We start from the raw sequence: 12,726 nt of genomic DNA, 5'->3' as shown, positions 1-12,726 counted from the left end.
TTAGAAAAACTCCCGACTTGGCCCAATAGCCGAATTGACGAGCTGCTGCCATTTGTTAAAGATCAGAGCCCACAAGATAACGAAGGCTAAAGCAGCTGGCTAGGTGGGAGGGCTGAGCGCTTACTCTCTACCCATCTTTCGTATTCCTCTAAATCAATAAGTGTTTTCATGCCGCTGAGTGTTAAAACTTCTCTGCCTTTGAGCCAGTAACCGTTTTTTATTCGAGACCAAACGGCCTGCGGTGTATCACCGGTGATTTCGCAATATTTATCAATGACTACATAGCGTGTTGAGTGCTGCATATCTTCCCTTCGTTATTAGCCTTGGATGCGCTGGGCTTTTTTTACGTTTTGGGTTGTGAGATTGGCCCGATAAATTCAAAGCTCGCAAAGCCATAAGTCAGGCGTTTAGGATTGGCAATGTATAAAATCTGCCATTCCTGCTTTGGGTGAGCACGCCACCAATAGTGGCCGCTCTCCTTTAGATCTTTGATTTGTTTTATTTGCATTTAGCAACCAGCAATCCGCTTGGCTTTCCTATTGATGGCATTTCTTTCTTGCCAGTCCTTAGCGCATTCATCGCAGCAAAACACAGCGTCGTTTACAGCTTCGGCTTCGCACCAACGGCACTCACCATTGGGTATGGGTGTTTTGTCTTGGCTAAGCTTGGCCGCTTCAAAATGCTGGGTAATGGCATTGATGCGCAGCATTTCTGCTAGCTCACATGCACGGTCGATGGAATCACTCACTAGCGTGCTCCTTTTCTAAGCGCCAGCTGGCCATACCTTCCCATACCGTTTTTAGAGCTAGTGTGTCTGCTAGAGCGCGGTGGGCTTCACTATTCCAAACGTGGTTAAAGTGTTCTGCTGCAACGCTTAATTTTTGCCATTTCCAGCAATTACGTTCTACATTCCAAAGTCCGTTGTATTCGGCAAATTGCGTCATTGCGCATTTGATCTCCAAGTAGATGCTGATGCCTTGAATCTCTGTCGGCATAAATGCCCAGTCATAGGCCGCGTTGTAAATCACAATTTCATCTGTTTCATGTTCGACAATTAAATCGAGTATTTTCCATTGCAGCTCATCCAGCTTTGGTGCGTTTGTCACCATTTCAGGGCTAATGCCATGAATTGCCTGAGCTTCTGGCCACTCGGTATGAATTACGGGCTTCACTAAGGTATTCATCAGTACTTGGCCATGATTATCAATAATGGCTATTTCTAAAATTTCATCAGTGCCATCTTTGTTTAGGCCGGTTGTTTCTAAATCTAAAAATAGTGTTTTCATATTTTTTGCTTTTAAGTTAGAAAAGTAATTGGATTAAAAAAGGTCTGTTTGATCGCTTATGGCATCACAATCAGCGCCCCAATCTTCATCAAATACGGGGGGAAGCCATGCGGTTTTACCTTCGGCGCTGATTCCCCAGCGACCAGCGGCAATCAAAGCGGGAAACTTTGTTTTAAAGGCAGCATCTTCGGCGCGGAAAACCTCGGTAAGCCTCTGAAATTCGGCTTTATGTTCAGGGGTCGAACAGTTATTTACACAAGTCCAAGTGCTCGCGGCTTCGCCGCTGCGCTGAGAATCAACCGCCAAGTCAAAACCAAGGGCTGATTTTTCTATGACTTTGCTGAGCGTGTCGTCACGGCCCCAGTTCACGTCCCATTCGTGTAACTTGGTTTTGATGCGTTCAACAATCACGCCATTCGGCGCACGCACCACCACGGCAGAGACAATCGAGCGCACTTCGCCGTATTTGTTAACTGGGTCGATGAGTTCGCCAGTGCTTTCATCCGGCACTAAGGCATTTTCATAGCCAATTTTGTAACCGTGCTGGACGCGCTTAAATGCTTTAGCGAACTTGGCCCAGTCGCCCAGATCAGCAGCACGGTGCAAGTCGCTTAAGATAATGAGGTTTTCTTGCTCGAATAAATCGGCTTTGCGCAGCTCGCGCCACATCGTGACCGGTGGCTGGCCAATAGTCTGAAATTGGCGAATACGGTTTACACTTGCCCAGGCACGTACCAGCTCTGCACCCATTGGGGCGGAGTAACCCGACTCAAAATCTAAATCCATATGTGCGCCATCGATGTTCTTGCATAGATACTTGGCGATATAACCCACAGCCGAACCCTTGCTAGGGTCGATGTTTTCAATAGTAAAGCGATGCTCATCAGCGCCTGCCTCGTCGCCATCTTCTTCTAGCGCTTTGGCTTCAAACAGTGCCAGCATCAAATCTGCGCGGTCGGCTTCGCACCACAGCAGTAAATGCCAATGCGGTGTGCCGTCGGCGTGTGGCTCGACTACCCGAATACCAAACGGGGATAAATCGCGGTGCTTCCATAGGGCGCGTAAATTGGCCCACAATTTGCACAAATATTGACCTGATTATGTCTCTTGCTCAATGGACTCCGTGCAGATGGGGTTCTTGAGTGTTGGGCTTGGTTTTTGAATGTGTAGGGCGGGTGAAACCCGCGAGCCATGCTGAATAAACACGCGGGTTGCACCCGCCCTACGATATTTATAATTGAAATTGAGCAAGAGACATAATCAGGAATATTGATGGGTATCGCGTGGGGACGGCTCGCCAAAAGCTTTATATTTCTTGCTGCAAGCGTGATATTTAGAGGGCGCGGTTAATGTGACAAAGAAGCCAGGCATGCCCAGCTCGGTGGCTAGTTCTTCCATGCCGCGCACCCGCACCATTAGCTCAGTGCGGCGAATAGCAGGATTAGAAACACCACGACGGCTTAGCTCTTCAAGCGTGGCGGTAAAACCTTTCTCGTTGGTCGCTTCGGCCTTTTGCAGTGCTTTTTTATTGTTTTCATTACGAATACGGATGCGTAAAGCGGTGGCCGCTGTGACATAAGCATCTTGATGCTTACCCACATCGCCTAGCCTGATGTGTGCATGTTCAACGGTAAACGTCACCGCACGTTTTAAACGGCCACGCCACCAAGTTGGATCACATAAGCGCTTAGTCATGGCCTCAAATTGCTCTGGCTCCATGCCGCTTAAATCGAGTTCTAGCCCATGATCGGCAGCGATGTTGACCGCCTCAAGCATAAAATAGGGGCGTAGCAAGCTATCGTCTTTACGGCCTGCTTTAGCCTTACTCACCACATCGCCGCATTGCTCTGCCGCCTTGCGGGCAATATCGCCCAGCTCGATGTCGTCGCACTCAATCGGTAGCAGGGTGGCGCGTAATTTATTAGCAAACTTGCGTACAAAGTCGTTGGCGTTGGGCACAGCAGCGAGGCCCGCTGCTTTGCTTAATTTGCGCCACTTACTACGCAAGCTGTGCTTTAGCTGATCGGGCATGCCAATGAGTAGCTTTTCAACATTGGCGGCTTCTTGACGCGCTTGCTGCGCGTAAATCTGCTGATGCCAGCGACTTTGTGCGGCGGCGCTCATTACGCGTCCATCGCCTGTGGTGCTCGGCGGTCTTCGCCACGAGTGAGTGGTGAAGCGCGTAGCGCCTTCATGCGGGCGGCGGTGTCTATATCAAAGCGTTGATTAATTTCAGCCAGCCCACCCCCGCAAGCATTCAATAAATGGGTAAGGGGCAGCATGCTTAAACCATCAATATTTCTGAAGGTAGCGCCTTGGATCAGTGGGCGTAGCTGCGCATTAAATTCAATGACTAGATTCTGTATTTGAGCGAGTAAAGCGCGGTTGTCTGAGCTAAGCGGTAAGTCGGCTTGCTTGTCTGATGTAGGGATGGTTTCGGGTTGAATAGCAATCCACGCGGCCACCGGCTGGCAGTTTAGAAGCGTTTGCATTTTTGCCAACTCAAGGCTACGCACATCAAGATTGATCTTCTTTGCATTGCAGCGTTTAGGCTCCAATGTATTGATGACTCTTGGTGTAAAGGGTTGGGCTAATTGCTCTGCGGTGGCGGCCATCGTTTTATCCAGACGTAACAAAGCCCTGATGGCTGTTTAACAGGCATCAGGAGGCTTATTGAATGTGGGGTTTTATTGCTGCTTTATAGAGCGAGGGGGAGTTGGTCTTGCTTAAACTTATCGTCGTTGGCCGGTGGGAATTCCGTCCATTTAAAGACTTCAAAATCTTCGTTGTACTTAGGCATCCAGGCCTCGGTGATCTGGAAACCAACTTTTAATCTAGCGCCGCAACTTCGGCAGCCGATTTGGGCGGTAGTGGCTGTTGGAGTAATCCGGACGCTGGTTCGCGTATGCGTTTTAGAATTACAGTATGGGCAATGAATCTCTACGGCCATGTTGATTACTCCAAAGCTAACAAAAATTACAAAAGCAAAGTGGGGAGCCACAAACGACTACCATTCGTCGGGCAAAGCGCTTATATTTCTCTACGAAACTTAATCGCGCATTAAGCGACAGCAGCTTGTTCTATCTCGGTAAGTGCAATGTCTTCTATGTCTTTTAGCTCTTCCTCTGGGATTTCAACCCCACGATAAGCCAAGCCTTCTAAGATTAGTAAGCGGCACATAGAAGCAACAGATCTTGATTCTTGCTTTGCGATAGAACCCACAACGGGGTGCTCAATTGTTGTTAATCGTAAATTGATGCCTCGGCGGCTGAGTAGGCCGCGCGGCGCTCTGGGCATCGTCTGATCACCTGCCTCGTTTTCTATCATTGTTTAAGTTACCATTAAGGTTATTTAGAGTGTCACTAAGCGATACATCAGAATCTATGGATCCATTATCTGTTACATACGACACATCGTCAATAGATGTATGTGGTAATCAACATGTTTCTACTCGATTTAGAGAGGAAAGAAAGCGCCTTGGCCTGTCCCAAGAAACGACGGCAAAGGCTATTGGAATCTCGCTTTCGTCCTTATCCGCATACGAAAGAAACAAAGTTAGCCCACCTGCATCGGTACTAATACCCTATGCCAAACTAGGTGCTGATGTTCAGTACATCATTACTGGGGAACGTAGCTCTGCGCGCCTGCCTGATGCTGAACAGCAATTAATAACGTCTTTTCGTTCTGCTCCTGCCCCTGTACAAGCTGGGATTATGGCAATGCTGCAAGTAAGCCTCCCTAGTAATGAAGACGTAAAGCCCAAGGTTCGTCAGCAATTTTTAGGCAAGGTCGGGCAAGTTGTAGATGGCAAGGTGAAAATCAAGACCTTTAAGTGTTGAAATACATGCTTCATATGGCTAGCTACTAGCTGGCCCCTATTAGCAATAGCATCAAACCAAAAGCATACCTCGCCCCAAGTGGGCATTCCCCATTTAATATATTAGTACATGGTTATATTCTTATGAAAATGTCATTTGCTGCCATTGCTTTGTCTTTAGTTTTACTTCCGTGGCTAAGCCATGCAGCTAACACACCCTGCTCAGGTAAAAAAGGAGGAATAGACCATTGTTCTAATGGTAAGTTTATTTGCAAAGATGGCAGCATGAGTAAATCAAAGAAGGTATGTAGTTAAATTAACTAAAAGGGTTAAAAATGAAATTAGTATCTAAAGGTTTTTATGCAATTCCACTAATTACGCTTTCTGTTTTATTCTCATCTTTAGCAATGGCTGCGCCAGTAAGTGAGAAACAGATTGAAAAAGAAACGCGTGCAATTTTGAAGGAGGGGCGAGCAATGAAGCGCAATGATCTTTATGCATGTGGTGATCAAATGAGACAGCTTATTGCTCGGGCTGATAAAAATAGAACTCAGGGAGAGGTTTTGTTTAAAGGTAACACGACAATGAAAGGCATATTACTTGGAGAGGCAACAACACGAGCACGGCAGTGTGTTACCTGCTCTCCTTCTGCTGTTGAGTACTGTGACTTAGGTGATTCAGCTCTGAAAGAGTATCGACGTAATAAATAAAAAATAAAATTAAGTGAATTATTTATTATGATTTTTGTTATATTTAATTAAGCCAGCCCGCATTATGCGGGCTATTTTATTTTATGGCTTATTTGATAATGAAAAATCAACCTCTGCTAAAAATAGGCATCATAGCTAATCATGATGTAAAAATAAAAGATGCTCACTTTCATAATGAAATATTTCAACTACGTATTTTGCGAGTTTTAATCGTAATGAGTGTGATGATTATCATACTGTCGTTAGCTCTTGGGTTTGTTGTTGGAAAAGAATACTTTTTACCGCGTGCATATGAAGAAAGAATGATGCATGAAGAAACACTACTTCCATCATCATCTAAATCATTCGTTCTTAAGCATGTGGCTAGTGCCACAACGGCAATATAAATAAAAAGCCCCTTTGCTTTTTTGCTCTGGGGCTTTTGTGTTGTTTAAACTTTAAGTATGGGGGCTGGGTACTGAGCAATAGAGCTATCTGCCGTAATGAGCGTGATTCCCTCGACTGTTGCTTGAGCAATGAGGATGCGATCAAACGGGTCTTTATGAATGGCGGGCAAGTTATCTACAGAAACGGCATGCTCGCTGTAAATGGGTAATTCTTGATAGCCATTATCAAGCAGGCCACGGCGTAAAACGCGTGCGTTTACTCTAAAATCTTCCCTGCCCAATCCATTTTTAATGGTAATTTCCCATAATGACGCGGCACTAAAGAAGAGCTGGTTTTTTTCATCACTCAACAGGACGCGTGCGCTCTCAGGTAGTTTTTCGGGAGCGCTTGCTGCCCATAGCAGAATATGTGTATCCAACAAATACTTCACTCGTCCGCTCCTCCGAATAAAAGCTCAATTTCTTTTGCTGCCATCGTGTCGAAGTCATCCGGCACCAAAAACTGCCCAGACATAAAGCCAAGTCTTTGCATTGTTGGCGGGGCATCAAGAGGCATGACTTTGACCAGTGGCTTTCCAGCTTTCGCAATAATAAAGCCCCCACTCATTTTGGCTTGATCAACCAGCTTGGATAAGTTGGTCTTCGCTTCGTGCATATTAATCGTTAGCATAAGTACCTCATCTTTTTAAACTAAGCTTAGTTAGTCTAGTTTAATGATTGATGAAGTACAAGTGAACAAATACTTACCCGTCCACTTCACTGGCTTTGACTTCCAACTCTAAAGCCGTGGTGTAGCCGCTATCGCTTAAGCTATGCACTACGCGGGTGATGATCCAGTCTTGTTGGTCGATGATGGGCTTAAAGCCTGACACGCTGGCGGGCAGTTCGGGGAAGAGTTCGGGGCGGCCATAGGCTAGCGTTAAGGAGAATTGCGCTACGCCACGTTGTAGTTTTTCCCATTCGGCTTTTGCGGCGCGTTCGGCATTGGTTTTGCTGGCGTAAACGTGGCGCAGTGTTTTGACGTTATCGTCCGCGCCTTGGATGACTTCGCCTTGCCCTGGGCCTGCGGGTTTCTTTTTTCTGGGTTTGCGTTTGACGGTGGTGCTTTCTTTCTTGGCGGTTTTGGTGTTTTGCCATGTGGCTTTTACGCCGCTATACGCGCCTCGATCCGCAATACCAAAGCGGTGGCCGTCGCCAGATTGGCGGGTGATCTGTACTTTGCCTAGCGGTTTGCCGCTGGCGGTGGTGGCTTGGCCCGCTTTCATAAAGATCAGCCGGCCATTTTTTACGGTGGCAATGGCATCAAACATTTTAGCGATGCGGCTTAAGAAGCTGGCGTCGCTTTCATTGGTTTGGTCGATATGGCTGATGGCCTGCTTGGCTAGACTGGGGCCGATGCTGTGCTCAATCTTGTTTTGCTTGCTGATGGTTTCTACAATCTGCCCCAGCGTGGTTTTATGCCACGATCTTTCTTTTTTAACCGATAGGCCAGCGCGTAAATCGGCACTGCGGGCGCGAATGGTGAGCTGATCCGGTGCGCCGCTGTGCTCGACTTCATCGACGGTATATTGACCTTTATCGACTAAGCCACTATCCGGCCAGCCTAGCGACACGGTAACGATGGCACCGCGTGGCGGGATATCGAGCAGGCTGTCGCTATCATCCAGCGTAATATCGAGCTGATCCGCTTCAAAGCCTCGGTTATCGGTAAGGCCCACAGAGATAAGCCGGTCATTAACCAGCTTGGTAATATCCTTTGCGCCGACCATGATTTTAAACAGCGGTGTTTTATGACCTTCGCTCATGACAACATTCCCATGATTTTTTCGAGGGGGTCGGACGTGATCCGCTTAAGGGCTAAGTTGAATTCAATTTTACGGGCGCTGCCATCTTTGTAAAACAGGCTGCGGGTGGTTTTAATCGATTCAATCACGTACTCGCCATAAATCCAGCCCGTCCCCTCAATTAAAAAATACTCCTCTCCCGTATCGGCCATTTCTTCCAGTGCCAGCAAAGAAACCTCGCCCGCATTGAGTTCTTCGTACAGCGTGCCGCTGAGTGTGATGGTTTCTGCATCTGGCCCTAAGAATTGATTGGCGGGGCCAATGCCGATACGCGTCTGGCTGGCGTGCCGCCATGATTTGGATTGCTCCAAACTTTGGTAAGGTGCGCTGGATAGCTCAAAAACAAACATACCTAAGACCATCATCATCAGTCGCTATCTCCTAAGCGTGAACGGCTACGCACCTGCTTCTGGCGGTCGGCTTTGGCAATCTCTCTGGCCACGAGTTGGGCGAGCTTTTGTTCATCCATGCCAGGGGCGGCGTTGATCGTGATTTGGATTGGCGCTGCTTGGCTGGGGGCATAGCTGCTTTGTACAGACATGGGCGGGCGCTGATCTAGCTTGACGTCAGCCATCGCCCCCAGACTGGTGCCGCCAATGATTAAACCGCTGGCCGCGCTTATAATTTGGCTAGTGATATTCTTTATGGTGGCCAGCGGTGCATCTTTACCATCCATTAAGCCTTGATCTAAGCCCGCCACGGTGTGCCGCCCAATCTGAGCAAACACGCGGGAAGGGGAGTGGATATCGAGCGCCTTTTGTACTGGCTCGGGTAGCATCTTGGCCAGCTCGTAGAACTTGCCTTTTAACCAGTCCCACTTACCGGCGATGCCTTGCCATAAGCCGTCGACGATCTGCCCGCCTATCTCGCTAAAGCGGCCACTGAGTCCGCCCAGCCACGCGATGATTTCATCCCAATTTTTATAAATAAGGCCAGGTAAAGACCAGTTTAAAAAGAAGTCAGCAATGGCATTGCCCGTTTGCAGGGCGGTTTCTTTTATCCATAACCAAAAGGCCGCTGTTTTGGTTTGAATCGTGGCCCATAGTTCGCTAAAGAATTCGGAGAGGGGTTCCCAGTTTTTATAAATTAGCACAGCAAGTACGGCGATTAAGGTGATTAAAATACCAAGAGGATTCATTAACAGCGCACGCCCTAAAAACTGCACTGCTGTGGAAACAAACCCCAATGCACCGGCGAGCAAGCCGTAACTAAAGGAGGCGATTTTGGCGAGGGTGGAGCCAATGCCCATCTGAATATTAAGCGTCGCCATACTGAATTTAAGCAGGGCCATTGGGCCAAGTACGGCGGCAGCAGCCAGCGTTAAGCCGCCTAACAGGGCGACAACGGCAGCAAGAGCAACGCTGATTTTGATGATGGTTGCGGCGAGCTTGGGGTTGGCCTTCATCCATGCCCCGACTTGGCGAATCACGCTGGTGATGTTCTGGATCAGCTCGCGCAGTGGGCTGTTATTCCCCTCAAACATTTCAATGCCGACATCTTCCCACGCCGATTGCAGGCTCTTGATATCGCCCGCCGCGTTGTCGCTCATGGTGGCGGCGTTTTTGCTGGCTTCACCGGCGGATTGTTTAAGGGAGGCAATCAGTTCTTGCAGCTTGCCGTTACCCGCCTGAGCGGTCAGCACTTGCAAGGCACTAAAGGCTTCCTCCCCAGCAATATGCTTAAAGTATCCGGCCCGCTGGGCGTTGCCCATTTTTTTGGTTTTGGCGTCGAGTTCGGCAAGAATAGTGGGCAGATCGCGCAGATTGCCTTTGGCGTCTTTGGCCTGAATGCCTAGCTCTTTCATCGCCACGGCAGCCGCTTTAGGCGGTGCGGCCAAGCGGGACATAATGGCACGAAGGCCGGTACCCGCCATGCTGGCTTGAATACCGGCGTCTCCCAATTTACCCGTCATGGCGGCGGCTGTTTCCAGATCCACGCCCAGATCAGCAGCCACCGGCGCGGCATATTTCATGGTTTCAGCCAGCATTCTTAAATCCACATTCGAGCGCGTGAATGTGCCGACCAGTACATCACCGGCACGGCCCATCTGTTCTGCGTTCAGCTTAAAGCCGGTCAGAATATTGGAGGCCATATCGGCAGCGGCGGGCAGTTCTACCCGTCCGGCCTTGGCTAAATCGAGCACGCCAGGCATGGCCTGCTGAATGGCTTTCGGGTCAAAGCCTGCCATGGCTAAAAAGCCTTGCCCCTGTGCGGCTTCATTGGCGGTAAAGCTGGTGGCCGCGCCTAGTTCTCGTGCCTGTTTGCGCAGAGCGATAAGTTGAGGTGAGTTTTTATCTAAGCGGGTGAGCGCTTGAACGCTCGACATGCCTTCATCAAAATCTAAGCCCGGTGCCATCACTTGCTTGGCGGCATACAGCGCACCGCCACCTGCAACCGCCATACCGGCACCGGCTCCCGCCATCTTGTCTCTTAAGCTAATGGATTTCTCATAAGAGGCTTTGGCGGCGTGTAGGCGCTGAGATTGCCTGCCTAGGCGTTCAAGCTGCTGTTGTTCTCTTTGCAGGGCGGCGGTTGTGCTGGTGGCGTTTTGCCGTAGCTCTCGCTGGTGTTGGGAGAGGTTGCGCGTAGAGACACCCGCCGCATTTAAGGAGGTGCGCAGGCTTTGTTGTCGGCTGACCAGCTGCGTGTGTTTGGCCGCTAATTCTGCGGCTTCTTTTTTAGCGCGGTTAAATTCCGTGCTCATTTTTTTAGTGGGGTTGGCTGCTTCGGCAAGGCTTTTGCCCAGCGCGGTAGCGCGTTCCTGTGCGGCCTTCATTTGCAGCGAGGATTGGGCGGTGTCTCGGCTAAGCTTTTTAAATGAATCAATATTGCCTTGGGTTTTATCCAAGTCTTTCATTTTATTTTTAAGCTCGCCAACTTGCTTCGAGACGGCTTTGCTTTGATTGAGCACGCCTTTAAACGGCGCGGTAAATTTATCAATTGCCTTTAAAACTACCTCGAGTTGTAAATTCCGCGCCGCGCTCATTATTCCGCCCTTAGTGTGGCCAATCGATTTAAAGCAATGGCTTTGTATTCCTCGCTCAGTTCACAGCCCAGCCAGTCGTAGCCCGCTGATTCAGCGGCAAGCAGGGTGGAGCCAGAACCGGCGAAGGGGTCAAGAATGACGCCGCCAGCGGGACAGATTTTAATGAGGTCGCGCATTAAATCGGTGGGTTTGCCGGTCACGTGAAACTTGTCTTTTTGCTTCACCACTTCTTTGTAAACACCGCGCAATACCCCAACGCCTCGATCCAGCGGCATATCGCCCTTGCTGCCCCAAACGATGTACTCGGCTTGATTACGATAACGGCCCATTTGCGGGCGCACGCCTTCGCCCTTGTCCCAAACCGCAATGCCGCGCCAAGTAAAGCCCGCTACCTGTAAAGCGTCGGTGGTGAGCGGCAATTGTCGCCAGTCGGTGAATAGGCAAATGGGCGCGCCGTCCTTCATCACCCGTAAACACTCAGATAGCCAAAGCGTCATCCAGCGCAGGTGGGCGCGTTGGTCGCGGTGATCGCCGGTAAATTCTGGATATTGTCGCGCCGTGCCGCCGTTCTGATATTTGTCTGAGGTGCTGCGGTTTTTAGAGCCAATATGTACGCCGCCCGATGCGTAAGGCGGATCAGTAATCAGCGCATCCACCGATAAGGCGGGTAAGCGTTCTAAGAAGGGCAGGCAGTCTCCCGCGTGTAATTTATTTTTAATCATGAATCTGGGCTTTGCCTTTTTCTGGCGGCTTCACGCCATTCTATTAATTCCGATACCTCCATGCCGTCCATAGCCGAAGGCGGCCAGTGGAACACCATCGCGATATCGGCCATTGCATCATTTACGCAAGCGGGTAATCCGGTTTGCTGGCCTTCGGCAATAAAAAACCAGCCGCTACCCCTGCCAGTTGCAAGAGGTCGGCGGGGTCTAGGTTGTTGACGTCTTGCGTGGTCAGCGTGGGTGAGCTAATGCGCGGCAATACCTTGGTCAGCGTTTCTACATCCATCTGCAGCAACTCGCCCAGCTTCACGCCGCGCAGCTCACCGGCCTTGGGTTTGCGTAAAGTAATGGCGCTAATCGTTTGGCTGCCTCGTGTAATAGGGGTGTCTAGCTCGATGGTGTTTTCTGGGGCTTCGATGATTTTGTTTTCTGGGGTGGTCATGGTTTATTTTTTCCTAGGTTTACAGGCCAATCGCGGCACGGAATTTGGCGAGGCGGTCGGTGCTACCGATGGTTTCAATCATGTTGACCAGATCAATTTCGATCAGCATTTCGCCGTTCATTTCAAACTTGTAATAGCTTAAAGTGCTGGAGACTTTGAACTCGGTATCGTCGCCAGGCTTTGCGCCGCCCATATCGATTTCTTTGTGACGACCGCGCACGGTAACTTCCACCGCGTCCACTTCTTCCGACTCTTCCCGCTGGTAAGCACCAGCAAAGCGCAGCAGCTCGGCGTCGTGGGTGGCCGCGCCAAAGCTGAGCAGAATCTCGCGCATCATGCCGCCGCAGGTGAACTCCATTTCGAGTTTTTCCATTCCCAGATCAATATCAATCGGGCCGCTCATGCCGCCGCCTCGGTACTCTTCCATCTTGCGGCTGAGCTTGGGCAGGGTGACTTCCGTTACTTGCCCAACAAAGTTTTCTCCATTGAGGAATAAATTAAACAGTTTTAACTTACGGGGTAATGCCATGCTG

General features: G+C 49.5%; 20 protein-coding genes. 3 read left to right on the top strand and 17 right to left on the bottom strand.

What is annotated here, in order from left to right:
• Positions 1-86: 86 nt before the first annotated feature.
• The 8 genes from R6242_RS20325 to R6242_RS20290 form a co-directional block, all read right to left on the bottom strand.
• Positions 87-302 carry a hypothetical protein gene (locus R6242_RS20325; RefSeq protein WP_318430405.1) on the bottom strand — a complete coding sequence of 72 codons (216 nt, stop codon included), beginning with the start codon at positions 300-302 and terminating at the stop codon, positions 87-89.
• A gap of 206 nt (positions 303-508) precedes the next feature.
• Positions 509-748, bottom strand: coding sequence for a hypothetical protein (locus R6242_RS20320; RefSeq protein WP_318430403.1), 240 nt, complete (start codon positions 746-748; stop codon positions 509-511).
• The gene (locus tag R6242_RS20315; RefSeq protein WP_318430400.1) at positions 741-1,286 is read right to left on the bottom strand and encodes a 3'-5' exonuclease; all 546 of its coding nucleotides are present in this window, start codon (positions 1,284-1,286) and stop codon (positions 741-743) included. Before R6242_RS20315 ends, R6242_RS20320 begins: the two co-directional genes overlap by 8 nt.
• Before the next feature lie 33 nt (positions 1,287-1,319).
• Positions 1,320-2,372, bottom strand: a complete 1,053-nt coding sequence (locus R6242_RS20310; protein ID WP_318430398.1) for a replication endonuclease — start codon at positions 2,370-2,372, stop codon at positions 1,320-1,322.
• A 174-nt stretch (positions 2,373-2,546) separates the two neighbouring features.
• Positions 2,547-3,410 carry a replication endonuclease gene (locus R6242_RS20305; RefSeq protein WP_318430396.1) on the bottom strand — a complete coding sequence of 288 codons (864 nt, stop codon included), beginning with the start codon at positions 3,408-3,410 and terminating at the stop codon, positions 2,547-2,549.
• The gene (locus tag R6242_RS20300) at positions 3,410-3,901 is read right to left on the bottom strand and encodes a hypothetical protein (protein ID WP_318430395.1); all 492 of its coding nucleotides are present in this window, start codon (positions 3,899-3,901) and stop codon (positions 3,410-3,412) included. The genes R6242_RS20305 and R6242_RS20300 overlap by 1 nt, the downstream gene beginning before the upstream one ends.
• Positions 3,902-3,984: 83 nt before the next feature.
• Positions 3,985-4,236: a hypothetical protein gene (locus R6242_RS20295; RefSeq protein ID WP_318430393.1), complete on the bottom strand. Its 252-nt coding sequence runs from the start codon at positions 4,234-4,236 to the stop codon at positions 3,985-3,987.
• Positions 4,237-4,346: 110 nt separating this feature from the next.
• Entirely contained in the window at positions 4,347-4,583 is a 237-nt protein-coding gene (locus tag R6242_RS20290; RefSeq protein ID WP_318426216.1) for a hypothetical protein, read from the bottom strand.
• An 86-nt stretch (positions 4,584-4,669) separates the two neighbouring features.
• On the opposite strand from R6242_RS20290, the gene R6242_RS20285 reads away from it, so the two are divergent.
• From R6242_RS20285 to R6242_RS20275, 3 genes are all read left to right on the top strand, one after another.
• Positions 4,670-5,125 carry a helix-turn-helix transcriptional regulator gene (locus R6242_RS20285; RefSeq protein WP_318430392.1) on the top strand — a complete coding sequence of 152 codons (456 nt, stop codon included), beginning with the start codon at positions 4,670-4,672 and terminating at the stop codon, positions 5,123-5,125.
• A gap of 313 nt (positions 5,126-5,438) precedes the next feature.
• Complete coding sequence (locus R6242_RS20280; RefSeq protein WP_318430390.1) at positions 5,439-5,813, top strand: hypothetical protein; 375 nt, start codon at positions 5,439-5,441, stop codon at positions 5,811-5,813.
• A 98-nt stretch (positions 5,814-5,911) separates the two neighbouring features.
• Positions 5,912-6,199 carry a hypothetical protein gene (locus tag R6242_RS20275; protein WP_318430388.1) on the top strand — a complete coding sequence of 96 codons (288 nt, stop codon included), beginning with the start codon at positions 5,912-5,914 and terminating at the stop codon, positions 6,197-6,199.
• A 44-nt stretch (positions 6,200-6,243) separates the two neighbouring features.
• Here R6242_RS20275 and R6242_RS20270 read toward each other — a convergent pair whose 3' ends face one another.
• From R6242_RS20270 to R6242_RS20230, 9 genes are all read right to left on the bottom strand, one after another.
• On the bottom strand, positions 6,244-6,630 hold the full coding sequence (locus R6242_RS20270) for a type II toxin-antitoxin system VapC family toxin (RefSeq protein WP_318427423.1): 387 nt from the start codon (positions 6,628-6,630) through the stop codon (positions 6,244-6,246).
• Positions 6,627-6,869 (bottom strand): type II toxin-antitoxin system prevent-host-death family antitoxin, encoded by a 243-nt coding sequence (locus tag R6242_RS20265; protein ID WP_318430386.1) that lies wholly within the window; start codon positions 6,867-6,869, stop codon positions 6,627-6,629. Before R6242_RS20265 ends, R6242_RS20270 begins: the two co-directional genes overlap by 4 nt.
• A gap of 73 nt (positions 6,870-6,942) precedes the next feature.
• A complete protein-coding gene (locus R6242_RS20260; RefSeq protein ID WP_318430384.1) occupies positions 6,943-8,004 on the bottom strand; it encodes a phage late control D family protein in 1,062 nt (353 codons plus the stop codon).
• A complete protein-coding gene (locus R6242_RS20255) occupies positions 8,001-8,411 on the bottom strand; it encodes a phage tail protein (RefSeq protein WP_318430382.1) in 411 nt (136 codons plus the stop codon). The genes R6242_RS20260 and R6242_RS20255 overlap by 4 nt, the downstream gene beginning before the upstream one ends.
• Positions 8,411-11,029, bottom strand: a complete 2,619-nt coding sequence (locus R6242_RS20250) for a phage tail tape measure protein (RefSeq protein ID WP_318430381.1) — start codon at positions 11,027-11,029, stop codon at positions 8,411-8,413. The genes R6242_RS20255 and R6242_RS20250 overlap by 1 nt, the downstream gene beginning before the upstream one ends.
• Positions 11,029-11,751, bottom strand: a complete 723-nt coding sequence (locus R6242_RS20245; RefSeq protein WP_318430379.1) for a site-specific DNA-methyltransferase — start codon at positions 11,749-11,751, stop codon at positions 11,029-11,031. Before R6242_RS20245 ends, R6242_RS20250 begins: the two co-directional genes overlap by 1 nt.
• Positions 11,748-11,864, bottom strand: a complete 117-nt coding sequence (locus R6242_RS20240) for a GpE family phage tail protein (protein ID WP_318430377.1) — start codon at positions 11,862-11,864, stop codon at positions 11,748-11,750. Before R6242_RS20240 ends, R6242_RS20245 begins: the two co-directional genes overlap by 4 nt.
• An 8-nt stretch (positions 11,865-11,872) precedes the next feature.
• Positions 11,873-12,193: a phage tail assembly protein gene (locus tag R6242_RS20235; protein ID WP_318430375.1), complete on the bottom strand. Its 321-nt coding sequence runs from the start codon at positions 12,191-12,193 to the stop codon at positions 11,873-11,875.
• A gap of 19 nt (positions 12,194-12,212) precedes the next feature.
• Positions 12,213-12,722: a phage major tail tube protein gene (locus tag R6242_RS20230; protein ID WP_318430373.1), complete on the bottom strand. Its 510-nt coding sequence runs from the start codon at positions 12,720-12,722 to the stop codon at positions 12,213-12,215.
• Between the last annotated feature and the right edge of the window lie 4 nt (positions 12,723-12,726).

This window comes from Iodobacter sp. CM08, from assembly GCF_033446605.1.
In the GTDB taxonomy this organism is placed as follows: Bacteria; Pseudomonadota; Gammaproteobacteria; order Burkholderiales; family Chitinibacteraceae; genus Iodobacter.
The sequence above is the reverse complement of the archived record's forward strand: the minus strand, read 5'-3'. Positions and strand labels throughout refer to the sequence as shown.